This window comes from Micromonospora sp. DT47 (assembly GCF_049844475.1).
Taxonomy (GTDB): domain Bacteria; phylum Actinomycetota; class Actinomycetes; order Mycobacteriales; family Micromonosporaceae; genus Micromonospora.
Window position 1 is genome coordinate 67,262 of record NZ_JBNCLC010000022.1, and the last position, 22,804, is coordinate 90,065.

General features: G+C 73.5%; 23 protein-coding genes. 6 read left to right on the forward strand and 17 right to left on the reverse strand.

The window, feature by feature from the left end:
• Positions 1-13 precede the first annotated feature (13 nt).
• Both nadD and pepN read right to left on the reverse strand, forming a co-directional pair.
• Positions 14-610 carry a nicotinate-nucleotide adenylyltransferase gene (nadD, locus tag ACLQ2U_RS25965; RefSeq protein ID WP_425753487.1) on the reverse strand — a complete coding sequence of 199 codons (597 nt, stop codon included), beginning with the start codon at positions 608-610 and terminating at the stop codon, positions 14-16.
• A 69-nt stretch (positions 611-679) separates the two neighbouring features.
• Positions 680-3,196, reverse strand: a complete 2,517-nt coding sequence (gene pepN, locus ACLQ2U_RS25970; protein ID WP_425753489.1) for an aminopeptidase N — start codon at positions 3,194-3,196, stop codon at positions 680-682.
• Between the two features lie 66 nt (positions 3,197-3,262).
• Here pepN and ACLQ2U_RS25975 point away from each other — a divergent pair, with 66 nt between their 5' ends.
• Positions 3,263-3,481, forward strand: coding sequence for a DUF397 domain-containing protein (locus ACLQ2U_RS25975; protein WP_334490961.1), 219 nt, complete (start codon positions 3,263-3,265; stop codon positions 3,479-3,481).
• Positions 3,482-3,495: 14 nt separating this feature from the next.
• Here the strand turns inward: ACLQ2U_RS25975 and ACLQ2U_RS25980 are convergent, their stop codons facing one another.
• Positions 3,496-3,906: a hypothetical protein gene (locus ACLQ2U_RS25980; protein ID WP_425753491.1), complete on the reverse strand. Its 411-nt coding sequence runs from the start codon at positions 3,904-3,906 to the stop codon at positions 3,496-3,498.
• Positions 3,907-4,129: 223 nt separating this feature from the next.
• Between ACLQ2U_RS25980 and ACLQ2U_RS25985 the strand changes: the two genes are divergently transcribed.
• Positions 4,130-5,377 carry a cytochrome P450 gene (locus ACLQ2U_RS25985; protein ID WP_425753493.1) on the forward strand — a complete coding sequence of 416 codons (1,248 nt, stop codon included), beginning with the start codon at positions 4,130-4,132 and terminating at the stop codon, positions 5,375-5,377.
• A gap of 58 nt (positions 5,378-5,435) precedes the next feature.
• Here the strand turns inward: ACLQ2U_RS25985 and ACLQ2U_RS25990 are convergent, their stop codons facing one another.
• The 5 genes from ACLQ2U_RS25990 to ACLQ2U_RS26010 all read right to left on the reverse strand — a co-directional run bounded on the left by ACLQ2U_RS25990 (position 5,436) and on the right by ACLQ2U_RS26010 (position 8,606).
• Entirely contained in the window at positions 5,436-5,810 is a 375-nt protein-coding gene (locus ACLQ2U_RS25990) for an alcohol dehydrogenase catalytic domain-containing protein (protein WP_425753564.1), read from the reverse strand.
• 7 nt (positions 5,811-5,817) lie between these two features.
• Positions 5,818-6,456: a cyclase gene (locus ACLQ2U_RS25995; protein WP_425753495.1), complete on the reverse strand. Its 639-nt coding sequence runs from the start codon at positions 6,454-6,456 to the stop codon at positions 5,818-5,820.
• A 185-nt stretch (positions 6,457-6,641) separates the two neighbouring features.
• Positions 6,642-7,292 (reverse strand): DUF3618 domain-containing protein, encoded by a 651-nt coding sequence (locus tag ACLQ2U_RS26000; RefSeq protein WP_425753497.1) that lies wholly within the window; start codon positions 7,290-7,292, stop codon positions 6,642-6,644.
• Positions 7,289-7,753 carry a phage holin family protein gene (locus ACLQ2U_RS26005; protein WP_425753499.1) on the reverse strand — a complete coding sequence of 155 codons (465 nt, stop codon included), beginning with the start codon at positions 7,751-7,753 and terminating at the stop codon, positions 7,289-7,291. Before ACLQ2U_RS26005 ends, ACLQ2U_RS26000 begins: the two co-directional genes overlap by 4 nt.
• A 31-nt stretch (positions 7,754-7,784) precedes the next feature.
• Positions 7,785-8,606: a hypothetical protein gene (locus tag ACLQ2U_RS26010; RefSeq protein WP_425753501.1), complete on the reverse strand. Its 822-nt coding sequence runs from the start codon at positions 8,604-8,606 to the stop codon at positions 7,785-7,787.
• A 202-nt stretch (positions 8,607-8,808) separates the two neighbouring features.
• On the opposite strand from ACLQ2U_RS26010, the gene ACLQ2U_RS26015 reads away from it, so the two are divergent.
• Both ACLQ2U_RS26015 and ACLQ2U_RS26020 read left to right on the forward strand, forming a co-directional pair.
• Complete coding sequence (locus tag ACLQ2U_RS26015) at positions 8,809-9,291, forward strand: DUF4383 domain-containing protein (RefSeq protein ID WP_425753503.1); 483 nt, start codon at positions 8,809-8,811, stop codon at positions 9,289-9,291.
• Between the two features lie 109 nt (positions 9,292-9,400).
• Entirely contained in the window at positions 9,401-10,060 is a 660-nt protein-coding gene (locus ACLQ2U_RS26020) for a DUF6766 family protein (protein WP_425753505.1), read from the forward strand.
• Between the two features lie 24 nt (positions 10,061-10,084).
• Here ACLQ2U_RS26020 and ACLQ2U_RS26025 read toward each other — a convergent pair whose 3' ends face one another.
• From ACLQ2U_RS26025 to ACLQ2U_RS26065, 9 genes are all read right to left on the reverse strand, one after another.
• On the reverse strand, positions 10,085-10,534 hold the full coding sequence (locus tag ACLQ2U_RS26025) for a GNAT family N-acetyltransferase (RefSeq protein ID WP_425753507.1): 450 nt from the start codon (positions 10,532-10,534) through the stop codon (positions 10,085-10,087).
• Positions 10,535-10,604: 70 nt separating this feature from the next.
• The gene (gene obgE, locus ACLQ2U_RS26030) at positions 10,605-12,086 is read right to left on the reverse strand and encodes a GTPase ObgE (protein WP_425753509.1); all 1,482 of its coding nucleotides are present in this window, start codon (positions 12,084-12,086) and stop codon (positions 10,605-10,607) included.
• Between the two features lie 90 nt (positions 12,087-12,176).
• Positions 12,177-12,431 (reverse strand): 50S ribosomal protein L27, encoded by a 255-nt coding sequence (gene rpmA, locus ACLQ2U_RS26035; protein WP_425753511.1) that lies wholly within the window; start codon positions 12,429-12,431, stop codon positions 12,177-12,179.
• A gap of 11 nt (positions 12,432-12,442) precedes the next feature.
• Entirely contained in the window at positions 12,443-12,757 is a 315-nt protein-coding gene (gene rplU / locus ACLQ2U_RS26040) for a 50S ribosomal protein L21 (protein WP_425753513.1), read from the reverse strand.
• 195 nt (positions 12,758-12,952) lie between these two features.
• Positions 12,953-13,435 carry a hypothetical protein gene (locus ACLQ2U_RS26045; RefSeq protein WP_425753515.1) on the reverse strand — a complete coding sequence of 161 codons (483 nt, stop codon included), beginning with the start codon at positions 13,433-13,435 and terminating at the stop codon, positions 12,953-12,955.
• Between the two features lie 120 nt (positions 13,436-13,555).
• The gene (locus tag ACLQ2U_RS26050; RefSeq protein ID WP_425753516.1) at positions 13,556-16,540 is read right to left on the reverse strand and encodes an Rne/Rng family ribonuclease; all 2,985 of its coding nucleotides are present in this window, start codon (positions 16,538-16,540) and stop codon (positions 13,556-13,558) included.
• 131 nt (positions 16,541-16,671) lie between these two features.
• Positions 16,672-17,391, reverse strand: coding sequence for a TIGR03936 family radical SAM-associated protein (locus ACLQ2U_RS26055; protein ID WP_425753566.1), 720 nt, complete (start codon positions 17,389-17,391; stop codon positions 16,672-16,674).
• A 194-nt stretch (positions 17,392-17,585) separates the two neighbouring features.
• Positions 17,586-17,708 (reverse strand): hypothetical protein, encoded by a 123-nt coding sequence (locus ACLQ2U_RS26060; RefSeq protein WP_425753518.1) that lies wholly within the window; start codon positions 17,706-17,708, stop codon positions 17,586-17,588.
• Between the two features lie 66 nt (positions 17,709-17,774).
• Positions 17,775-19,760, reverse strand: a complete 1,986-nt coding sequence (locus ACLQ2U_RS26065) for a TIGR03960 family B12-binding radical SAM protein (protein ID WP_425753520.1) — start codon at positions 19,758-19,760, stop codon at positions 17,775-17,777.
• 159 nt (positions 19,761-19,919) lie between these two features.
• Between ACLQ2U_RS26065 and ACLQ2U_RS26070 the strand changes: the two genes are divergently transcribed.
• Both ACLQ2U_RS26070 and ACLQ2U_RS26075 read left to right on the forward strand, forming a co-directional pair.
• Positions 19,920-21,236 (forward strand): hypothetical protein, encoded by a 1,317-nt coding sequence (locus ACLQ2U_RS26070; protein ID WP_425753522.1) that lies wholly within the window; start codon positions 19,920-19,922, stop codon positions 21,234-21,236.
• A 62-nt stretch (positions 21,237-21,298) separates the two neighbouring features.
• Positions 21,299-22,771: a cryptochrome/photolyase family protein gene (locus ACLQ2U_RS26075; protein WP_425753524.1), complete on the forward strand. Its 1,473-nt coding sequence runs from the start codon at positions 21,299-21,301 to the stop codon at positions 22,769-22,771.
• The last annotated feature ends 33 nt before the right edge of the window (positions 22,772-22,804 follow it).

Consider the following 22,804-nt stretch of genomic DNA (forward strand, 5'->3'; position numbering starts at 1 on the left):
AGACCGCGCGGATTCATGGCTGGTAGAGGCGCCGTTTCGCGATGTACTGCACCACCCCGTCCGGCACCAGGTACCAGACCGGCTCCCCCCGGCCCACCCGGGCGCGGCAGTCGGTGGAGGAGATCGCCATCGCCGGCACCTCCACCAGGCTGACCGTGTCGGCGGGCAGGTGCTTGTCGGTCAGTTCGAAGCCCGGGCGGGTCACCCCGATGAAGTGGGCCAGCTCGAAGATCTCGTCCAGATCCTTCCAGGAGAGGATCCGCTCCAGCGCGTCCGCGCCGGTGATGAAGTACAGCTGGACCTTCGGGCCGTACTCGGCGTGCAGGTCACGCAGCGTGTCGACGGTGTAGGTGTGGCCGCCGCGGTCGATGTCGACCCGGCTGACCTGGAAGCGGGGGTTGGAGGCGGTGGCAATCACCGTCATCAGGTAGCGGTCCTCGGCCGGGCTGACCGGTTCGTCCGCCTTCTGCCAGGGCTGACCGGTGGGGACGAAGACGACCTCGTCCAGGCCGAACCGGTCCGCCACCTCGCTGGCCGCCACCAGGTGCCCGTGGTGGATCGGGTCGAAAGTGCCGCCCATGATCCCGATCCGCCGGATGTCTTCCTCCACCCGTTGATCGTAGGCCGGGGCCGGCCGGCGACCCGTTCGGGCCGCCGTACCGTCCCGGACACCTGCCCGTCACGCGGCCGCCGCGGCCACCGCCGTCCTGGCCACCAGCGCCCGCCGCAGATCGTCGTCGGCGTCCGTCACCACCCGGCGCAGGCCCGGGGTGAGGTCGTCGCGGGCCAGCAGCGCCGCGGCCGATTCCCGGGTCGGCTGCGCCACGGCGTAGCGGGGGAAGGCCAGGCCCGCCACCCGGTCGGCCACCCACGGGGTACGCCGCCGCGCGGCCTCCGGCATGTCGGTGAAGTACCGGTCGACGTACCCGGCGGTCAGCTCGACCTGCTCGGGCTGCCAGAAGCCCTCGGCGGCCGCCTCGACCAGCCGGTTGGAGAGATCGGTGTTGCGGGTGATGATCTCCCAGGCGACCTCCTTGGCCGACACCTCCGGCAGCGCCGCCCGGCAGCGGGCGGCCCGTTCCGCGCCGGTGGCGCTCGGGTCCGCCGCCGCCTCCGCGGCGATCTCGGTCTCGCCGGCCGCGCCGAGCACCACCATCCGGCGCAGCAGGGCCCAGCGCAGCTCGGCGTCGACCGTCAGCCCCTTTGGCGCCCCGTCACCGGCGAGCCAGCCGGCCAGCAGGTCCGCGTCGGCGGTGGCGGCGATCAGGCCCCGCCCGGCGGCGAGCTGCAACGAACCGCCGGCGGGGGCGCCGGCGAGCAGCGCGGCGGCGGACCCGGCGATGCGGAGCAGGGCGGCGTCCCGGGCCAGCGGGTCGAGGTAGCGGTCGACCAGGACGCGGCTGCGCCCGAGCACCTCCTCGGCGATGATCACCTCGGTCTCGGCGGGCAGCGCCGCCGTGATCAACGCCACCACGGCGGCGACCGGGCGCTCCCCGTCGGTGGCCGCGTCCAGCGCCTCGCCCCAGAGCAGCGCCCGGGCCAGCGGGTCGTCCAGGCCGGGCAGCACCATCGGCACCGCGTCGGCGGAGGCGGGATCGAGGCGGATCTTGGCGAAGGTCAGGTCGCCGTCGTTGGGCAGCAGCAGGCCGGTGGCCGGCTCGCCGACCAGCTCGGTGAGCGCGGTGCGCCCCTGGTCGGCGTCCGGGTCCAGATCCACCTCGAACCGGCGCGCCGCGCCGTCGGCGGCGTACCGGCCGACGCCGACGCGGTGCGGGCGCAGCACCGGGTACGCCTCCGGCGCGGTCTGCACCACGGCCGCGCCGGTCCACCGGCCGTCGGCGTCCACCGCGGTCTCCATCCGCAGCGTGTTGACCTGGGACCGGCGCAGCCAGCACTCCGCCCAGTCGCTGAGGTCCCGACCGCCGGCGGCGCTGAGGCTGGCGAGCAGGTCGGCGAGGGTGGCGTTGCCGAAGCGGTGGGCGGCGAAGTGGGCGTTGAGCCCGGCGAGGAAGGCGTCGTCACCGAGCCAGGCGACCAGCTGCCGGAGCACGCTGGCGCCCTTGGCGTACGAGATGCCGTCGAAGTTGAGCAGCGCCTGCGCGGCGTCGGCCACCTCCTCCGGGGCGACCGGGTGGGTGGACGGACGCTGGTCGGCGGCGTACCCCCACGCCTTGCGGCGGATCGCGAAGGTGGTCCACGCCTGGTCGAACCGGGTCGCCTCGGCGGTCACCCGGGTGCCCAGGTATTCCGCGAACGACTCGTTCAACCAGAGGTCGTCCCACCAGCGCATGGTCACCAGGTCGCCGAACCACATGTGCGCCATCTCGTGCGCGATCGTGGTCGCCCGCACCTCCCGCTCGGTGTCGGTGACCGCCGAGCGGAACACGTAGTCGTCGCGGAGGGTGACCAGGCCCGGGTTCTCCATCGCGCCCGCGTTGAACTCGGGGACGAACGCCTGGTCGTACTTGCCGAACGGGTAGCGCTGGGCGAAGAGCTGGTGGAAGCGGTCCAGGCACTGCCTGGTGACGGTGAAGATCTCGTCGATGTCGGCGTCCAGGTGCGCGGCGAGCGAGCGGCGGCAGTAGACCCCCAGCGGAATGCCGTCGTGGGAGTCGCGGCGCACGTGCCAGGGCCCGGCGATCAGCGAGACGAAATAGGTGGACAGCGGCGCGGTCGGGGCGAACTCCCAGCGGCCGGGGCGGGGGCTCTCGGCGAGCTGGCCGTTCGCGGCGACGGTCCACTCCGGCGGCGCGGTGACCGACAGGGTCACCGGGGCCTTCAGATCGGGCTGGTCGAAGGCGGCGAAGATGCGCTGCACGTCGTCCAGGAAGGACATCGCGTAGAGGTAGGTCTCGCCGTCGGCCGGGTCGACGAAGCGGTGCATCCCCTCGCCGGTGTTCGAATACGCCATCTCGGCGGTGACGGTGAGCGTGTTCTCCGCGGCGAGGCCGAAGAGCGGCAGCCGGTTGTCGTCCAGCGTGCCCGGATCGAGGTCGCGGTCGTTGAGGCGTACCCCGAGCAGGGCCGCGGGTCTGACCTCGGCGAAGGTCCCGGCGCCGGGGGTGGCCCGAAAGCGGATGGTGACGGTCGAGCGGAACCGCTCGCCGCCACCGGTCAGGTCGAGGTCCACCTGGTAGGACTCGACGGTGATCAGCGCGCGACGCGCGGTTGCCTCTACACGGGTCAGGCTCGGCATCCGCTTATCCTGCCCGACGGGGGCCGGACCGGCTTCCCCACGACGCGTGGTGATGGAGGACGAACAATGGGTCAGCACCCCAAGGGCGATTTCGACCTGTCCCGGGCGGTCTGGCAGCGGGCCGAGGGTGACACCACCGACAGCGCGGTCGAGGTGGCCTTCGTCGACGACCTGATCGGCATGCGCAACTCCGCCGAGCCGGACGGCCCGGTGCTGGTCTTCACCCAGGCCGAGTGGGACGCCTTCGTGGCCGGAGCCCAGGACGGCGAGTTCGACCTGGACTGACCGCCGGGCGCGGCTCATCCGTCGCCCTCGCCCCAGCCGAGCCCGCCGGGCCCCGGGGCGTGGTGGAAACCGGGATGGCCGGCCACGTCCGCGCAGCGCTCGCCGTCCGGCCCGACCGCGCCGCAGAAGAGCCGCTCCGCCCGGTGCCAGGCGTCGGCCGGCGACAGGGCGGCCGCGCCGAGCGCCAGCTCCGGGCGGAGCAGGCTCAGCGCCTCGGCGTACGCGACGGCGAGGTCGCGGGCCTGCTCCGGCCCGTCCGCCTCGAAGCCGAGATGGGCGGTGAAGCGTCGGGGTGGCCGGGGCGCCCGCCGGGGCGCCGAGATCAACGGCGGGTCGTCGGGGCGGCGGCCCGCCCCGCCGCGACCGCCGCCGATCGCCTCGACCGCCCGCCGCTGCCGCCAGTACGGCGGCCTGTTCTGCCGCATCCGTCCTCCCCGTGGTCGACGCCGGCCGGACACCCGCTGCCGGCCCGGGGACGAGCCAACCAGGTTTCCGGCGCCGTGGGAGGGGCCAGCGGACGACCCGCCCGCTGGCCCACACCCGGCGGACGGCGCCGCCGGGTCCGCCGCCGGAGGGGATTGTGCGGTCCCGACCCGGGTAGACGACCGACCAGAACGGCCGAAACGTCACCCGTGTCAGGAGCATCCGATGGCCACCACCCCCGTCGACCGCAGCCCGGAGAGCACGCTGGCGTTCCTCCGCGAGGGGTACCGGTTCATCAGCTCCCGCTGCGAGCGCTACGGCAGCGACGTCTTCGCCACCCGGCTGCTGCTGGAGCCGACCATCTGCCTGCGCGGCCGACCGGCGGCGGCGCTCTTCTACGACCCGGAGCGCTTCCACCGCGCCGGCGCCGTGTCGACGCGGGGGCAGCGGACGCTGACGGGTCGCGGCGGCGTGCAGGGGCTGGACGGCCGGGCGCACGCCGACCGCAAGGGCATGTTCATGTCGCTCATGACGCCCTCCGCGGTCCGTCGGCTCGGCGACCTCGTCGAGGACGAGTGGCGGGCCCGGATCCCGGTGTGGGAGCGGTCCGGCCAGCTGGGGCTCTACGACGAGGTGGGCCGGATCCTCGCCCGGGCGGTCTGCGCCTGGACGGGCGTACCGCTGGCCGAGGGCGAGGTCGCCCGGCGCACCGACGAGCTGCACGCGATGATCGACGGATCGGTCGCGGTCGGCCCCCGGCACTGGCGGGGGCTGCTCGGCCGCCGCCGGGGCGAGCACTGGATCGCCGACGTGGTCGAGCGGGCCCGGGTGGGCACGCTGCCCGCCCCCGAGGGGAGCGCGCTTCGGGTCATCGCCGAGCATCGGGGCGCGCGGGGCGAGCTGCTGCCCCGCCGGATCGCCGCGGTGGAGCTGCTCAACGTGCTGCGCCCCACCGTCGCCGTCGACCGGTACGTGGTCTTCGCCGCGCTGGCCCTGCACGACCACCCGGCCTGGCGGGACCGGGTCCGCGCCGGTGACGACGTCGCCGAGTGCTTCGTCCAGGAGGTGCGCCGCTACTACCCGTTCTTCCCGGTGGCGGCCGCCCGGGTCCGGCGCTCCTTCGACTGGCAGGGCCACCACTTCCCGGAGGGCCGCCGGGTGCTGCTCGACCTGTACGGCACCAACCACCACCCGGAGCTGTGGCCCGAGCCGGAACGGTTCCGCCCGGAGCGGTTCACCGGCTGGCGGGGCGACCCGTACGGCTTCGTGCCGCAGGGCGGGGGCGAGCACCTCGGCGGGCACCGCTGCGCCGGCGAGTGGATCACCATCGAGCTGATGAAGCGGGCGGTCACCCTGCTCACCGGCGCGATGCGCTACGAGGTGCCGCCGCAGGACCTGGCGCTGGACCTGAGCCGGATACCGACCATGCCGCCGAGCGGATTCCTGATCGACGACGTCCGCCGCACCGACTGACCGGCGCCGGACCGCGCAGATCGAATCGACGCCCGGCCCGCGCCGCTCAGGGCCTTGTTCATCGCCGCGTCGAGCGGGCACTTGTCGACCAGCCCGCCGTAGACCCCGACGATGCTGACCGTGCCGCCCTTGCGGCAGGCCATGATCGCCTGCCGGACCGAGGTGGGCCGGTCGGTGGGGCCACCACCGAGCCGACCACCACCCGGTTGCCGGCCTTCAGCCGCTGGACGCCGCGCCCGGTCTCCACCACCTCGCCCATGAACTCGTGGCCGAGGATGTCGCCCTCCCGCATCGCCGGCAGAAAGTCGTTGATCAGGTGCAGGTCGGATCCGCAGACGCTGCTGGCCCGGACCTTGCGATGATGTCCCCCTCGGCCCGGATCCGCGGCTCGGGCACGTCCCGCACCGCGAGCTTGCCGACACCTTCCCAGCAGAGCGCCCTCACGCCCGCCCTCCCGTCGTCCGCTTCTCCCGGACCTTGTCGGTCGCCGCCTCCTGCGCCGGGGTCCGCCCGGACGGGTCTCGCCGGGTGTCGATCATCTGGCCGCTCTCGACCAGCGACTTGATCCGGCGCAGCGCGTCCCGCAGGCCCAGGTCCGGCTCGTCGCCCCGGGCCAGGCCGAGCGCCCGGCGCAGCGGCCCACCGGTGCGGTAACGCAGCTCGGCCCGGATCTCGGTGCCCTGGTCCTGGGGCGCGGTGGCCAGGTCGACGTGCCCCTCCTGCGGGACCGGTCCGTCGGTCACCCGCCAGCTCAGCCGGCCCGGGCCGTCGACGGTGATCTCGGCCCGCCACTCGGTGCCGCCGCCGGCCGGGTCGCTGGCCACGCAGCGCCACCGGTTCTCGTCGAGCTGTTCCAGGGTGGCCCACTCGGCCAGGGCCTGGTCCAGCCGTTCCCGGTCGGTCCAGAAACCGATGACGGCGTCCATCGGCCGGTCCACGGTGATCCCGCGCCGCACCACATACCAGCCGCCCTGCCGGTCGGGTTGGTGGCGCCGTCGTCGGGCCACCACCCGGCCGACCCCGACCGCGGTCACGGCGGTGGCGCCGAGCAGCGCCCACCTCGTTCCGTTGCTGGTCATCACGTCTCCTCCGCCCGGGGCGCCCGGGGATGGACACCCGCATCCCGGAGCGCTACCCGGCGAGGGACCGTCGAAACGCCCCAGTTTGACCCATCCAACGCGGCCGGCCCGGGACGCAGACAGCTCGCGGCCACGTCCCGGCGGACGCCGGGAGTGGCCGCGAGCTGCGGTGTGCGACGAACCGGTCAGTACCGGACCTGTTCGCGCGACTGCTGCGCCTGGTCCTTGACGTCGTGCGCGGCGGAACGGGTGTCATCCTTGACCGCGTGCACGGCGTCCTGCGCGGTGGACTTCACCGACTCGGTGGCGTGCTGCGCCGGCTCGCGCAGTTCCTCCCTGAACTCGCTCGCGGCCTCGGCCAGCTTCTCCTTGACGGCGCCGCTGTGCTCGTTGGCCTTCTCCTTGACCTGCGTGGCGAGCTGCTGCTCGCGGCGGGTGGCCGGGATCAGCGAGGAGACCAGCATGCCGACGCCGAACGCGATCATGCCGGCGGCCACCGGGTTGCCCTCGGACTTCTGCCGGATCACCTGCGGGGCCCGCTGGGCGGCGTCACCGACGGTGGAGGCGGCCGAGTGGGCCTTGTCGCCGACGGTGGAGGCCGTCGAGGAGGCGCGGTCGCCGACCGAGTGGGCGGCGTGACCGGTGCCGTGGCCGAGGTCGGAAGCGGTGCCCATAACCTTGTCCCTCACATTCTGCAGCGCGTTGCGCGCCCGCTGCTTGCGGTCGTCGACGATGCGGCTGGGGCTGACCTTGTACGCCAGCGCGTCCACGTCGGTGCTGAGGCTGGTGCGGGTGGCCTCGATCTCCCGGCGGATCTGGTCGGGATCGGTGCTCATCGGGTTACTCCCTCCGGGTGAGGCTTCAGCGCGTCGGGGATCCGCTGCACGCTGTCGTTGGTCTGCTTGAGGCCGCGGATCCGCTCGGCGTTCTTCTTGCCCATGGAGTAGAGGACCGCGGCGATGGCCGCCCAGATGACGGCGACGATCAGCCCGGCCCAGCCGGCGTCCATCACGTTGGACAGCCCGGCCCAGAGGGCGAGCGAGAGGAAGAGCGCCACCATGTAGCCGCCGAAGCCGGCGCCACCGAAGAGACCGGCGGCCTTGCCCGCCTTCTTCCCCTCCTGGCGGATCTCGGCCTTGGCCAGCTCCACCTCCTGCCGCATCAGGGTGGACAGGTCGGTGGTGACCTGGCGCATCAGCTCACCGAGTGAGCTGCCCCGCACCTCGTCCGCGGTGTGCGGGGCACCCGCGGGGTGGTACCCGGAGTCCAGTCCGGACCCCTGCGTCGGCATGCTCATGCCGCCGCCTCCCTTCGGATGACTCGTGCGCTCACGGACGGGTGGTGCCGCTGGACGGGACGCCCGGCAGCGGGTCGGTCTGGGTCACCGGCGGCAGCGGCTGGCCGGTGCCGCCGGCCGGGTCGGCGTAGCTGGTGCTGGTGCCCCGGTCCGGGTGGGCCGCGCCCTGGCCGGAGTAGCCCGGGTCCGGCTCGGCGTAGGTGCCCGGGGTCGGGTCCAGGTAGCCGGCCGCCGGGACCGCGTCCGGCACCGCGCGCGGCGCCGGCGGGGTCGGGATGACCGCGGTCTGGTCCGGGTCGGTGTGGCCGGTGGTGGAGCCGTACCGGCCGGGCGCGCCGCTCTGGCCGTCGCTCGCCGAGGTGAGGCCCTTGGTCAGCCGGCCGGCGACCACGCCGAGCAGGGCGGCCCCGACCAGGAAGGTGCCGGGGTTGCGGCGGGCGTAGTCCTTCACCTCGTGGATCAGATCGCCCGGCTCCCGCTCCTCCAGCCAGCCGGCCACGCCGTGCACCCGGTCGGCGGCCTGGTGGGCGAGCTCGGTCACCGGACCGGGCTGGCCGCTGTTCTGCGCCATCGAGCGCATCTCCTCGGCCAGCGAGCGCAGGCCGCCGGCGGCCCGGCGCTGCTGCTCGCCGGTCTGGCCGGCGAGCTGGTTGCGGGCCTCGCCGTAGAGGTTGCGGGCCTGGCGCTTGGCCTCGCCGACCACCTCGTGGCCCTGCTCCTTGGCGGTCTGCGCGACCGCGCCGCCCGCGTTGGCGGCCTCGGATCCGACCTGACGGGCCTGGTCCCGGGCGCCGCCGCCGTTGCTCTGCCCCTGCCCGTAGGTGGAAGTCGTGGGTGAAAGATCGTAAGTCATGATGTCCCTTCCGCTCGGACACTCGTCGCGGTTCTGCGCTTGGGGGAACCCGCCGACCGTGACGTCGGCGTATCCAAGTCCCTACCCCCAGTCGTCGGGTCCATGCCTGATTCGTCATTTCTCTGCGGAAAGGACCGGGCGCGATCACACAATGGAGGGTCGTCCGGCCCCGGCCGGCAGCTGATCCACGGAGGTGACATCGATGGCACGTGACGTGCGCGGGCGCGCCCCGGCGGGCCCGAGGCCCCGGATCAAGGCGGTCGCCGCCGCGGTGGCCGCCGTCTTCGCGCTGATCGGCGTGCTCGGCTTCGTTCCGGGGATCACCACCCACTACGACGAGCTGACCTTCGCCGGTCACCACTCGGGGGCGAAGCTGCTCGGCCTGTTCCAGGTGTCGGTCCTGCACAACGCGCTGCACCTGCTCTTCGGCCTGGTCGGCCTGGCGATGGCCCGCAGGGTGGTCGGCGCCCGGCTCTTCCTGGCCGGCGGCGGCGCGCTCTACCTGGCGCTCTGGCTCTACGGCTTCGCGATCGACCGGGAGGCCACGGCCAACTTCATCCCGGTCAACGACGCGGGCAACTGGCTGCACCTGGCGCTCGGCTTCGGCATGCTCTGTCTCGGCCTGCTGCTCTCCAACGACGTGGGCACCGGCGGCCGACCGGACACCCCGATCGACCGCCCCTGATCACACTCAGCCGCGACTGACCTGCCCGGATGGTCCAGCGTGTCGGAGTTTGACCACTCGCCGGACGGGGCATCGGGAAGATCTCGATGCGCGAGACGAGGAGGTCCCGATGCCGCGGTGGATCCGGAGCAACGCGCTGACCGTCGCGATGCTCGGCGCGTTCCTCGTCTTCCTGGCGTTGCAGAGCGTCTTCGGCTGGCAGACCCACAACGAGGAGCTGGCCGGGTACGGCGCGCAGCCGCTGAGCTGGCTGGCGTACCTCGGCACCGGCCACTTCGCCGAGTCCGTCTTCGAGAACTGGGAGTCGGAGTTCCTCCAGATGGGCGGCTACGTGCTGCTCACCGCGTACCTGGTGCAGAAGGGTTCGGCCGAGTCGAAGCCGGAGGATCAGACCGACCGACCGGAGGACGACGAGCGCCGGGCGAAGCCCGACTCCCCCTGGCCGGTCCGCGTCGGCGGGCTGCCGCTGGCGGTCTACCGCAACAGCCTCTCGCTCGCGCTGCTGCTGATCTTCCTCGGCTCGTTCGTCGGGCACCTGCTGGGCGGCGTGGTGGACTACAACGAGCAGCAGGCACTGCAGAGCGGGGCCGCCCCGATCAGCGCCTGGCAGTTCCTCGGCACCAGCGACTTCTGGTTCCAGTCGATGCAGAACTGGCAGAGCGAGTTCCTCGCCGTGGGGACGCTGATCGTGTTGAGCATCTTCCTGCGCCAGCACGCCTCGCCGGAGTCCAAGCCGGTCACCGCCGCGCACGCCGAGACCGGCGCCTGAGGCGTCCGCCCTGGCGGCGACCGCTCAGGCCGTGACCGGCAGCCGCTTGGCGAAGCAGACGCTGTACGGGTTGCCGACGTACTCGCCGTAGACCGGAATCGGCTCGTAGCCGCACGAGGTGTAGAGGCCGATCGCGGCCGGCAGGTAGGTGCCGGTCTCCAGGCAGAGCACCGAGTGCCCGCGCTGCAAGGCCAGTTCCTCGAGCGCGGGCAGCAACTGCCGGGCGATGCCTCGCCCCCGGTACGCCGGGCGGACGTACATCCGCTTCAGCTCGCCGGTGTCCGCGTCGAGCGCTTGGATCCCGCCGCAGGCCACCGCCCGGCCACCGAGCACCACCGCCAGGTAGTGGATGTCCTCGTGGGTGACGGTGACCTGGCCGTCCAGGCCGCCGTCGGCCTCACGCAACTCCCGCTGCTGGGCGACGACCAGGGCGCCGATCTCCGGATCGGTGACGGGACGGGACTCGATCAGCATCATCCCACGCTAGGCCGAGCCGATTTCGCGAAGGTTTCCGGCGATCGACCCGAACACGGCCGGAATCGAGCTATTCCCGGTCCTCGTCGTCGTCCAGGTCGTCGGAGAGATCGGCGTCCAGGCCGCCGGCCGCCTCCACCTCGTCGGCGGGGCGCTGCCGGCGCGCCTTGCGGGCGGCCAACCGCTCCCCCGCCGAGGCGCGGGTCGACTTGTCCTCCAGCCGGAGGTCGGTGCCCCGGTTGCCCGGGACGAAGTCCACCCCGGCGTAGAGGGTGGGCTGCCAGTCGAACTCGCGGTCGCCGATCCGCACCAGGTCACCCGGGTTGGCACCGGCCTTGGCCAGCTTCTCCTCCACGCCGAGCCGGGCCAGCCGGTCGGCCAGGAAGCCGATGGCCTCGTCGTTGTCGAAGTTGGTCTGGCGCACCCAGCGCTCGGGACGGCTGCCCCGGACGGTGAAGGAGCCGTCGGCCTCGGCCTCGATGGTGAAGCCGGCGTCGTCGACCGCCTTCGGGCGGATGACGATCCGGGTCGGCTCGGCCGGCGGCGCCGCGCTGCGAGACTGCTCCACCAGCTCCGCCATCGCGTACATGAGCTCCTTGAGCCCCTCGCGGGTGGCCGCGGAGACTTCGAAGACCCGGAAGCCGCGCGCCTCCAGGTCCGGCCGGACGATGTCGGCGAGGTCCCGCCCGTCCGGTACGTCGACCTTGTTCAGCGCCACCAGCCGGGGCCGGTCGGCCAGGCCGCCGTACTCGGCCAGCTCGGCCTCGATGGTGTCGATGTCGGCGAGCGGGTCCCGGCCGGGCTCCAGCGTCGCGGTGTCCACCACGTGCACCAGCACGGCGCAGCGCTCGACGTGGCGGAGGAACTCCAGCCCGAGCCCCTTGCCGGTGGCCGCGCCCGGGATCAGGCCCGGCACGTCGGCGACGGTGAAGGTGTGGTTGTCGACCCGGACCACGCCCAGGTTCGGCACCAGGGTGGTGAACGGGTAGTCGGCGATCTTCGGCTTCGCGGCGGAGATCACCGAGATCAGCGACGACTTGCCGGCCGACGGGAAGCCCACCAGCCCGACGTCGGCGACGCTCTTCAGCTCCAGCACCACGTCCAGCCGGTCGCCGGGCTCGCCCAGTTCGGCGAAGCCGGGGGCCTTGCGCCGGGCGTTGGCCAGCGAGGCGTTGCCCCGGCCGCCGCGCCCGCCCCGGGCCGCCTCGAACGTGGTGCCCGCGCCGACCAGGTCGGCCAGGACCTCACCGTCGAGGTTCTGCACGACAGTGCCGTTCGGCACCTTGATCACCAGGTCGTGGCCGTTGGCGCCGTCCCGGTTCGAGCCGGCGCCACCCTTGCCGTTCTCGGCGTTGAGGTGTGGGCGGAAGTGGAAGTCGAGCAGCGTGGTCACCTGGGGGTCGACCACCAGCGAGACGCTGCCGCCGTGCCCGCCGTTGCCCCCGTCGGGGCCGCCGAAGGGCTTGAACTTCTCCCGGTGGATGGAGACACAGCCGTGCCCGCCGTCGCCGGCCAGCATGTGCAGGACGACCCGGTCAACGAACGTCGTCACGACGCCAATCCTTCCAGCGAGGTACGCCCTCGCACGCGAAAAGACGAAGCGGGCCGGGACACGAGGTCCGCGGCCCGCTTCGCCAGAGAACTACTGCTGCGGCACGATGCTGACGGTCTTGCGGCCGCGCTTGGTGCCGAACTGGACCGCACCGGCGGCCAGCGCGAAGAGCGTGTCGTCTCCGCCGCGGCCGACCAGGTCACCGGGGTGGAACTTGGTGCCACGCTGACGGATGAGGATCTCACCCGAGCTGACGACCTGACCACCGAAGCGCTTCACGCCGAGTCGCTGGGCCGCGGAGTCACGACCGTTACGCGAGCTGGACGCACCCTTTTTGTGAGCCATTGGAGGACGACCTACTTCCCGCTGGAGATGCCGGTCACCTTGACCTGGGTCAGCGGCTGGCGGTGACCCTGGCGCTTGTGGTAGCCGGTCTTGTTCTTGAACTTGTGGATCCGGATCTTCGGGCCCTTGGTGTGCGCGGCGATCTCGCCGGACACCGCGACCGAGGCAAGCTTCGTCGCGTCGGTCACCAGGTCGTCACCGTCGACGAGGAGCACCGCGGTGAGCTTCACCGCGTCGCCGGGGGCACCGGCGAGCTTCTCGACCTCGATCACGTCGCCCTCGGCGACCTTGTACTGCTTGCCGCCGGTCTTGACGATCGCGTACATCGGAGGCGGACTCCCTGTCGTTGAGGCTGCTGGCGGTCGTTCCCACGGCAACTCGCCGGGTAGCTGTGACACCGGCGGCGCGGGCAAGCGGGAACTCGGCACACCAAAGTGCGCCGCAGGAAAGAGTACGCCATGCACCGGCCGACGCCCAAACCGGGCCCGGCCGGCGGCCGGTCAGCGGGCGCAGAGCTGGTCTCAGCGGGCGCAGAGCTGGTCGAGGCGCTGCTGGAGCCGGTCCAGCTCCGTCTCGTCGATCGACTCGACGTCGGTGCCGAGCATGCCGACCTCGGCGGCCAGGTCGGTGAGCAGGGTCTTCAGCTGCGGGTCGGTGGCCCGGGCGGACTCCTGCCGCAGCGCCGAGCGCCAGGCGGTCAACGCGCCCTCCGCCCGCTTCCGGGCGGTTTCCGCCCCCGTGCTGTCGTTCGCCCCGACCGCGGCGATCATCTTGCCCAGTTCCTCGACGTACGTGCGGACGGCCGTCGAGGAGGCCTGCTCCGCCTCCGCGCAGATCTGCGGCCCGTTGCCCCCGGCCGGGGAGCCGCTGACCGGGACCGACGGGACGACGGTGGGCGCGGCGGAGATGGCGGGGCCGGCGAGGTTGTCCGATCGGTCGTCGGAACAGCCGGCGCCGGTCAGCAGGGCGGTGGTCACCACGATGGCGGCTAACAGGCGGCGCATGGTCTTCTCCTAGCCCGGGGGTGACCGATCGTAGCCCCGGGGTGGATGACGCGGCAGGGCCCCTCCCGCCGGCACGGTCGCCGGGGAAAGGGCCCTGCTGGGCGTCGGGCGGTCAGCGCGTCACGGACGGGTCCGTCGACGGGCGCCGCCGCGGCGGGACCGGCGCCGGCCGGTGCCGCCCTCGCCGCTCTCCTCGTCGGCGTCGCCGATCGCGTCCGGGTCGTCCGTCCCTGCCAGCCGGGCCGACTCGCCCTCCTGGGCGTCGGCGACGGTCGGCGCGGCCGGGGTCTCCGCCTCGTACCGGGACAGGTCGTAGCCCATGGTGTCGTGGTACTCGGCGTCGGTGCCGGCGTCGGTCGCCTCGGGGCTCTCGGTGGTCTCGGCCACGGTGCGCTCCACCGCCGCGCCCTTGCGGGAACGACGCCGGGACGAACCGGCATCGGGCTGCTCGGTGGTCGGGGTGGTGACCGCGGCGGCCACCGCCTTGACCTTCTCCCCCGGGCCGCCGGTACGCGGCTTCTCCGGCACCGGCTCGGTGTGGATGATCAGGCCGCGGCCCTTGCAGCACTCGCAGGGCTCGCTGAACGCCTCCAGCAGGCCCGCGCCGATCCGCTTGCGGGTCATCTGCACCAGGCCGAGCGAGGTGATCTCGGTGACCTGGTGCTTGGTGCGGTCCCGGCCCAGGCACTCGGTCAGCCGGCGCAGCACCAGCTCCCGGTTCGACTCCAGCACCATGTCGATGAAGTCGATCACCACGATGCCGCCGATGTCGCGCAGCCGCAGCTGCCGGACGATCTCCTCGGCCGCCTCCAGGTTGTTGCGGGTGACCGTCTCCTCCAGGTTGCCCCCGGAGCCGGTGTACTTGCCGGTGTTGACGTCGATGACGGTCATCGCCTCGGTGCGGTCGATCACCAGCGAGCCACCGGAGGGGAGGTAGACCTTGCGGTCCAGCCCCTTGATGATCTGCTCGTCGATCCGGTAGTCGGCGAAAATGTCGGTGGCGCCGACGTGCCGGCGCAGCCGGGCGACCAGGTCCGGCGAGACGTGCGACAGGTACGACTCGACCATGTCGTACGACTGCTCGCCCTCGATCACCAGCTCGCGGAAGTCCTCGTTGAACAGGTCCCGGACCACCCGGATCACCAGGTCGGGCTCCTCGTAGAGCAGCACCGGGGCGCCACCCTCGGCCGCCTTGGCCTGGATGTCCTCCCACTGCGCCTGGAGCCGCTTGACGTCCCGGGCCAGCTCGTCCTCGCTGGCCCCCTCGGCCGCGGTACGGACGATCACCCCGGCGCCATCCGGCACCAGCTTCTTGAGCACGTCCCGCAGCCGCTTGCGCTCGGTGTCCGACAGCTTCCGGCTGATGCCCGAGGCGTTGCCGTTCGGCACGTAGACCAGGTGCCGTCCGGAGAGCGCGATGTGGCTGGTCAGCCGGGCGCCCTTGTGCCCGATCGGGTCCTTGGTGACCTGCGCCAGCACCGAGTCGCCGGAGCGCAGCGCCTGCTCGATCGAGCGGGCCCGCCCCTCCAGGCCGGCGGTGTCCCAGTTGACCTCGCCGGCGTACAGGACGGCGTTGCGGCCGCGCCCGATGTCGACGAAGGCCGCCTCCATGCTGGGCAGGACGTTCTGCACCTTGCCCAGGTAGACGTTGCCGGCCATGGTGGCGGAGGAGTTGCGGGTGACGTAGTGCTCGACCAGCACGCCGTCCTCCAGGACAGCGATCTGGGTGCGGTCGCCGCGCTGGCGGACCGCCATCACCCGGTCGACCGCCTCCCGGCGGGCCAGGAACTCCGACTCGCTCAGGATCGGCGGGCGGGTACGCCGCTGCTCACGGCCGTCCCGGCGGCGCTGCCGCTTGGCCTCCAGCCGGGTCGAGCCGGAGACGCCCTGCACCTCGTCGACGGCCTTGCGCGGCTCACGGATCTTCACCACGGTGGGCACGCCGTCGTCGGCGCCCCCCTCGACGTCCCCGGCGCCCCGGCGGCGACGACGGCGACGACGGCGGGTCACCCCGTCGCCCTCGCCCTCCTCTTCCTCGGCCTCCTCGGCCTCGCCGCCCTCGGCCTCCGCCTCGGCGGCCTCCTCGGCCTCCTCGTCCTCGGTGTCGTCGACGCCGCCCTTGCCGCGACCGCGGCCCCGGCGCCCACGACGACGGCGGCGGCGAGCGGCGGCGGTCTCCTCGTCGTCCTCGTCCTCGGTGTCGATGCCCTCCTCGGCCTCGCCGGTGGGCTCCTCCTCGGCCGGGGCCTCCTCGGCCGCCTCGACCGGCTCGGCCTCCCGGCGGGCCCGCCGGCGACGCCGGCCGGTCTCGGCCGGCTCCTCGGCGGCCGGCTCGGCCGCGGGGCCGGGCTCGACCACCCGGACGGCGGGCAGCTCGTCGGGCTGCGGGGCCATGAAGAGCACGGTGGGCGCGGAGAGCGCTGCCCGGCGACGGCGGGTGCGCGGCTCCGGCTCGGCGGCCTCCGCCTGCTCGCCGCCGGTGACGGCGACGCCGGGCGGGACCTCCCCGGCCCGGCTCTGGGCGCCGGAGGCGGCGACGGCCGGCTCGGCCGTGGCGGACTCGCGGGCGGTCCCGGCGGCGGGCGCGTTCTCCTCGTCGACGACGGTGGGCTCGGTGGGTGCCGCCGCCTCGACGGCGGGCTCCTCCTCGGCCTCGGCCGGCGCCGTGACCTCGACCGGCTCGGCCGGGGTGACGGCGGGCTCAGCCGGAGCGGCCTTCTTCCGCCGGGTACGGGTCACCTTGACCGGCGGTACGAGCTCCGCGGAGCCCTCCTCCGCGTCGGTGGCGACGACCGGCTCCTCGGCCGCCTTGGCGGGCGTGGCCTTGCGCCGGCGACGGGTGGTCTTCGGCGCGGTGTCCAGTTCACCGGCGACCGGGGCGATCACCTCGGCCTGGTTCGTCTCGTCGGTGGCCGACGCGGCGGCGGCCGGCGCCTCGGCGGGCGCCTCGGCCTGCTCCGGCTGGTTCAGCGGGGCGGCCCGCCGCCGGGTGGTGCGCCGGCGCGTCGGCGCGGCTTCCGGGGTGCTCCCGGTGGTGCTGTCGGCGGCGTCGCCGGCCGGCTGTGAACCGGTCCGTTCGCCGCCCTCGGGCTCGTTCTCGAGCATGGAGGTTCTCCAGTTCTGGCTGCCCCGGGCGCGGGTGAGCGCTGCCACGCAGGGTTGCCGCGAAGGTGTTTCCGCCGGGCACGCGAGATGCGCGACCGCCGAAGTCTGCCTGCCAGAGCGCTGACGTGGGGTCAGTGCTCTCCGATGGGTGCCCCGCCGCGATCCGCTTCCAACGGATCCACGATCGCGCCCTGCGCGGTCAGCGTGCCCTGTGCCAGCCGGATCACCCTCGGGGGAACCGGCGGCTCCAGGTCGGCCACCACGCGGAGGCCGGAAAGGACGTCATCGGGCCGTACGGACGGGGTGACCTGCCGCACGACCAGTTCGAGTATCGCACACGACACGCCCGGGTCCCCGGAAGGCATCTCCGTCGGCGGGACCACATCGATGCGCATGACGGCCGCGCGGGCGTCGAACGTACGCCGGCCCTGCTTGGTCATCCGCTCGACCTGCACCTCGTCCGCGGCCACGAAGGCCGAAACCGCCCGTTCCAGGACGGCCGGATCGACCTCGGGCAACTCGATCCGCCAGTGTGACGCCTCGATCCGGTCGGCGAGGCTCCCGCCGCCGGCCACCACCGCGTCCAGGACGTCCAGGCCGGGCGAGAGCGCGGCGTCCAGCGCGGCGCGCAGCTGCTCCGGGTCGACCACCGCCTGGAGCCCGATCTCGAGGTACTCCGCCTCGCTGGCCACCCCGGTCGGGGCGGCGCTGGCGTAGGAGATCTTCGGGTGCGGGGTGAAGCCCTGGGAGTAGGCGACCGGTACGCCGCCCCGGCGCAGCGCGCGCTCGAAGGCGCGGGCGAAGTCCCGGTGCGAGGTGAACCGCAACGGTCCCCGCTTGGCGTACCGGATCCGGATGCGCTGGACGACGGGCGCCTGCCCGCCCTCCGGCTGTGGTTTCCTGCTGATCGTCGTGCTCCTTGCTCGGGTTCTGTCGCTGCCATCCTCGCCCGGCGCCGCTGCGGCGGCCAGTCGCCCCGCCCGGACGGTGCCGGGGTGACCGGACACCGGGGACGCCCGGCGCACGGGGGAAGCCGGGGGGACGGTCAGCCGTCGCGGCGCCAGAGCGCCCAGTGCTGGTCGGCGTTCCCGCCGATCCGGTGGAATCCGTACGTGGTGCCGTCCCAGTCCACACTGTGCCGTTCGCCCGGCTGACGGTAGCGGACCAACGTCCTCCCGCCGCACCCAGTGGCCCGCGCCCCGCCGCAGCGTGCCGGCGGGGTCACGGGCGGCGGTCAGCTCCCGGACGGGACCTTCAGGCCACCGCCGTTGACCGGGGTGAGCGGCAACAGCTTCTTGCCGGTCGGGCCGATCTGGATCTCGGTGTCCATGGACGGGCAGACACCGCAGTCGAAGCACGGGGTCCACCGGCAGTCGTCCTGCTCGTACTCCGAGAGCGAGTCCTGCCAGTCCTGCCAGAGCCAGTCCTTGTCCAGGCCGGAGTCGAGGTGGTCCCAGGGCAGGACCTCCAGCTCCTCGCGCTCCCGGGTGGTGTACCAGTCCAAATCGACGCCGAACGTGGGCAGCACCTCGGCGGCGGCGTCCACCCAGCGCTGGTACGAGAAGTGCTCGCTCCAGCCGTCGAACCGGCCGCCGTTCTCCCAGACCCTGCGGATCACCGCGCCGACCCGGCGGTCACCGCGGCTGAGCAGGCCCTCGATCAGCGACGGCTCGCCGTCGTGGTAGCGGAAACCGATCGCCCGGCCGAGCGAGCGGTCCGAGTTGATCTCCTGCTTGAGCAGCTTGAGCCGGTGATCGATGACCTCCGGCCGCGCCATCGCCACCCACTGGAACGGCGTGTGCGGCTTCGGCACGAAACCGCCGATGGAGACCGTGCAGCGGATGTCCTTCGAGCCGGTGGCGGCCCGGCCGGCCTTGATGACCTCGTGGGCCATCCGGGCGATCTGGAGCACATCCTCGTCGGTTTCGGTGGGCAGGCCGCACATGAAGTAAAGCTTCACCTGCCGCCAGCCGTTGGTGTACGCGGTGACCACGGTGCGGATGAGGTCCTCCTCCGACACCATCTTGTTGATCACCTTGCGGATCCGCTCCGACCCGCCCTCGGGGGCGAAGGTCAGACCGGTGCGCCGGCCGTTGCGGGACAGCTCCTGCGCCAGGTCGATGTTGAACGCGTCCACCCGGGTCGACGGCAGCGAGAGCGAGACGTTGGTGCCCTCGTACTGCTGGGCCAGGCCGGAGCACATGTCGCCGATCTCGGAGTGGTCGGCCGACGACAGGGACAGCAGGCCGACCTCGTGGAAGCCGGAGAACTCCAGGCCGTCGCGGACCATCTGGCCGACGGTGGTGATCGAGCGCTCCCGGACCGGGCGGGTGATCATGCCGGCCTGACAGAACCGGCAGCCCCGGGTGCAGCCCCGGAAGATCTCCACCGCGTACCGCTCGTGCACCGTCTCGGCGAGCGGCACCAGGGGCTTCTTCGGGTACGGCCAGGCGTCCAGGTCCATCGTCGTGCGCTTGTGCACCCGGAACGGCACGTCCGCCCGGTTCGGCACGACCCGCTGGATCCGGCCGTCGGGCAGGTAGTCCACGTCGTAGAAGCGGGGCACGTAGACGCTCTCGGTGCGGGCCAGCCGCAGCAGCAGCTCGTCCCGGCCGCCCGGCGAGCCCTCCGCCTTCCACTCCCGGACGATCGTGGTGATCTCCAGGACCGCCTCCTCGCCGTCGCCGAGCACGGCGGCGTCGACGAAGTCGGCGATCGGCTCCGGGTTGAAGGCCGCGTGGCCGCCGGCCACGATCACCGGGTCGGCGTCGGTGCGGTCGGCGGCGAGCATCGGGATGCCGGCCAGGTCGATCGCGGTGAGCAGGTTGGTGTAGCCCAGCTCGGTGGAGAAGGAGATGCCGAACACGTCGAAGTCGCGTACCGAGCGGTGCGCGTCGACGGTGAACTGCGGCACGCCGTGCGCGCGCATCAGCTTCTCCAGGTCCGGCCAGACCGCGTACGTCCGCTCCGCGAGCACGTCGGGCAGCTCGTTCAGCACCTCGTAGAGGATCTGCACGCCCTGGTTGGGCAGGCCGACCTCGTACGCGTCGGGATACATCAGCGCCCAACGGACGGTCGCCGCGTCCCAGTCCTTGACCACCGCGCCCAGCTCGCCACCGACGTACTGGATGGGCTTGGTCACCTGGGGCAGCAGCGGCTCCAGCCGGGGCCAGACGGAATTGGCCGCGGCGGCGCGCGGCGGCGTGGACGGGGCACTCATGATGCCGAGGGTACGCGCCGGCCGACCGGCCACCGCGCCGCACCGCACGCGCCGGCCGACGGAGGGTGTCCGGTCCCACACCCGGCCCGACCGGCCCGCGGATCGCCGACGTGGCGCGCCGGTACTAACCTCGGACCGGCGCGAGAGGAGACAGCCGCGATGCCGCAGCCGCAGCCGGGAGCCGACCGGCCGGCCGAGGGGAGCACTCCGGCCCCGGACCCGGGCCGGGATCCGGCGGCCACCGGGGAGCCGCCCTCTCCCGCCGTACCGTCGACCGCCGGACCCGGCACTGGCCCGGAGGGCACCCGTGAGCTGCCCACCGACGCCGGTCCGGCCGAAGCCGGGGCAACGGCGGAGCCGGCCGTGCCGGCGGGCGCCCCCGCCCCGACCACCGCCGACGACGCCGCGGAACCCGACCGGCCGGCGCCCACCCGGGTCGACCCCGCGCTGCCGGCGCCCACCCGGGTCGACCCGCCGGCGCCGAAGTGGAGCGGCTCCGCCGCGGTACCGCCCCCGCCGTCGCGCCGGCCCGCCTGGGGCGAGTCGGCCGAACCCACCCCCGTCCCGCCACCGCCTCCGCACGAGCTGCCCGAACACCGCACCCCGGTGGACCCGTGGGCGGGCGTGGACACCGGCGGCTGGGAGGTCGACCATCCCGACCTGACCCCGCTGCCGCCGACCCTGCCCTACCCCGCGCCGCCGCCGACCAGGCCCTACCAGGCCGCGCCGTCGCCCACCCGGACGTACCCCGCCGCGCCGCCGCCGGCCGTCGGGCCGCCGCCGGCCCCGCCGGTCTCCCCGGCACCACCACCGCCGCCGCCCGCGCGGACCCGGCCGTCAAAGCAGCGCCGGGGCCGGCCGGAGCCGGTCACCCCCCCGCCGGGGTGGCAGGCTCCCCGGGGGTACGTCCCGGTGCCGGTGCGCCGCCGGCGGCGCTGGCCGTGGGTGCTGCTGCTCACCCTGGCCTGCTGCTGCGGCTGCCCAGCCTGGTTCGGCCAGCCGATGTGGGAGCAGTACCCGGCCAACGCCGCGCTGCCCGGCCAGGTGGCCGACCTGACGCTGCGCCAGGACGCCCGTAGCAGGGCGACGGTCAAGCGGCTGGAGACCGAGGTACGCCAGGCGAACCTGCTCGCCGAGGACGTCTTCGCCGGCGTGTACGGCACCCCGGACGGCAAGCGGGCCACCGTCTTCGGCGGCACCGGTTTCCGGCTCAACCCGGAGTCCGACGCCGACGACGAGATGACCCGGCTCACGGAGACCTACCGGCTCGGCGAGGCGCAGCCGGTCGACACCGGCGTCCGCGGCCGGTACGAGCGCTGCGCGGTGGGCCGCGCGGACGGCGGCGACGTGGTGGTCTGCACCTCGGTCGACTACGGCAGCATCACCACCGCCGTCTTCACCCGGCTCTCCGTCGATGACAGCGCCCGGCTGCTCGCCACCCTGCGGGAGCAGATCATCACGTCCGGGCAGGCCTGACCGGTCGGCGTGGTCTCGACTCCTTGCACCCGACCAACCGCCCGTCAGTGCACAATAAGGACATGTCGCGGCGTTGGCTCTTCGCCGATCAGCTGGGGCCGCACTTCCTCGACGACCGGCGCCAGCCGGTCCTGCTGATCGAGTCGAAGGCGGTCTTCCGCCGCCGCGTCCACCACCGGCAGAAGGCGCACCTGATCCTCTCCGCGCTGCGCCACCGCGCCGCCGAACTCGGCGACCAGGCCCGCTTCCTGCGCACCGAGACGTACGCCGAGGCACTGCGGAAGGTCCGCGAGCCGCTGGAGGTCCGCCACCCCACCTCCCGCCGGGCGCTGGAGTTCGTCCGCCGGCGGGACGGGGTGACCGTGCTGCCGCCGCGCGGCTATCTGACCAGCCTGGAGGACTTCGCCGACTGGGCGGACGACCGGCGGGGCGCACTGCGGATGGAGGCCTTCTACCGGTTCGCCCGGGTGCACCACGGCGTGCTGATGCAGGGCGACGAGCCGGTCGGCGGCCGGTGGAGCCTGGACACCGAGAACCGCCAACCCCCGCCGAAGCAGGCCGACCGGCTCGACGTCCCGGCGCCGCCGATGCCGAAGGAGGACGACATCGACGCCGAGGTCCGGGCCGACCTGGACCGCTGGGAGCGGGAGGGGATCCGGTTCGTCGGCCGGGACGGCCCGCGCCGCTTCCCCGCCACGGCAAAGGAGGCCAAGAGCCGGCTGCGGCACTTCCTCCGGCACCGGCTCGCGATGTTCGGCCCGTACGAGGACGCGATGCTCGCCGGCGACCCGTGGATGGCGCACAGCCTGCTGTCGTCCTCGTTCAACCTGGGGTTGCTCGACCCGATGGAGGCGATCCGGGGCGCGGAGCAGGCGTACCGGAAGCAAGGCGCGCCGCTGCCCAGCGTGGAGGGCTTCGTCCGGCAGATCCTCGGCTGGCGGGACTTCGTCTGGCACCTGTACTGGTACTTCGACGCCGGCTGGCAGCGCAGCAACGCGCTGGCCGCCCGCCGCTCGGTGCCGAGGTGGTGGACCGAACTGGACGCCGACGCGGTCGACGCGCGCTGCCTGTCGGACGTCCTCGCCGACGTGCGCGACCACGGCTGGGTGCACCACATCCCCCGGCTGATGGTGCTCGGCAACTACGCGTTGCAGCGCGGCTGGCGCCCGACCGAGCTGGGGGCCTTCTTCCACACCAGCTTCGTCGACGGCTACGAGTGGGTGATGACCGCCAACGTGGTCGGCATGAGCCAGTACGCCGACCTGGGCCGGATGACCACCAAGCCGTACGTCTCCGGTGGCGTGTACATCAACCGGATGAGCGACTACTGCGGCGGCTGCCGGTACGACCCGAAGAAGCGTCTCGGCGAGGACGCCTGCCCGTTCACCGCCGGCTACTGGGCCTTCCTGGCCCGCAACCGCGACCGGATCCCGGGCAACGCCCGGATGGCCCGCGCGATGAAGCAGATGGAACGCCTCTCCGACCTCGACGCGGTGGTCGCGCAGGAGAAGCAGCGCGGCAACGACCCGCCGTGACCGGCGCCGCGGCGGGGCCCGCCGGCCCGCGGG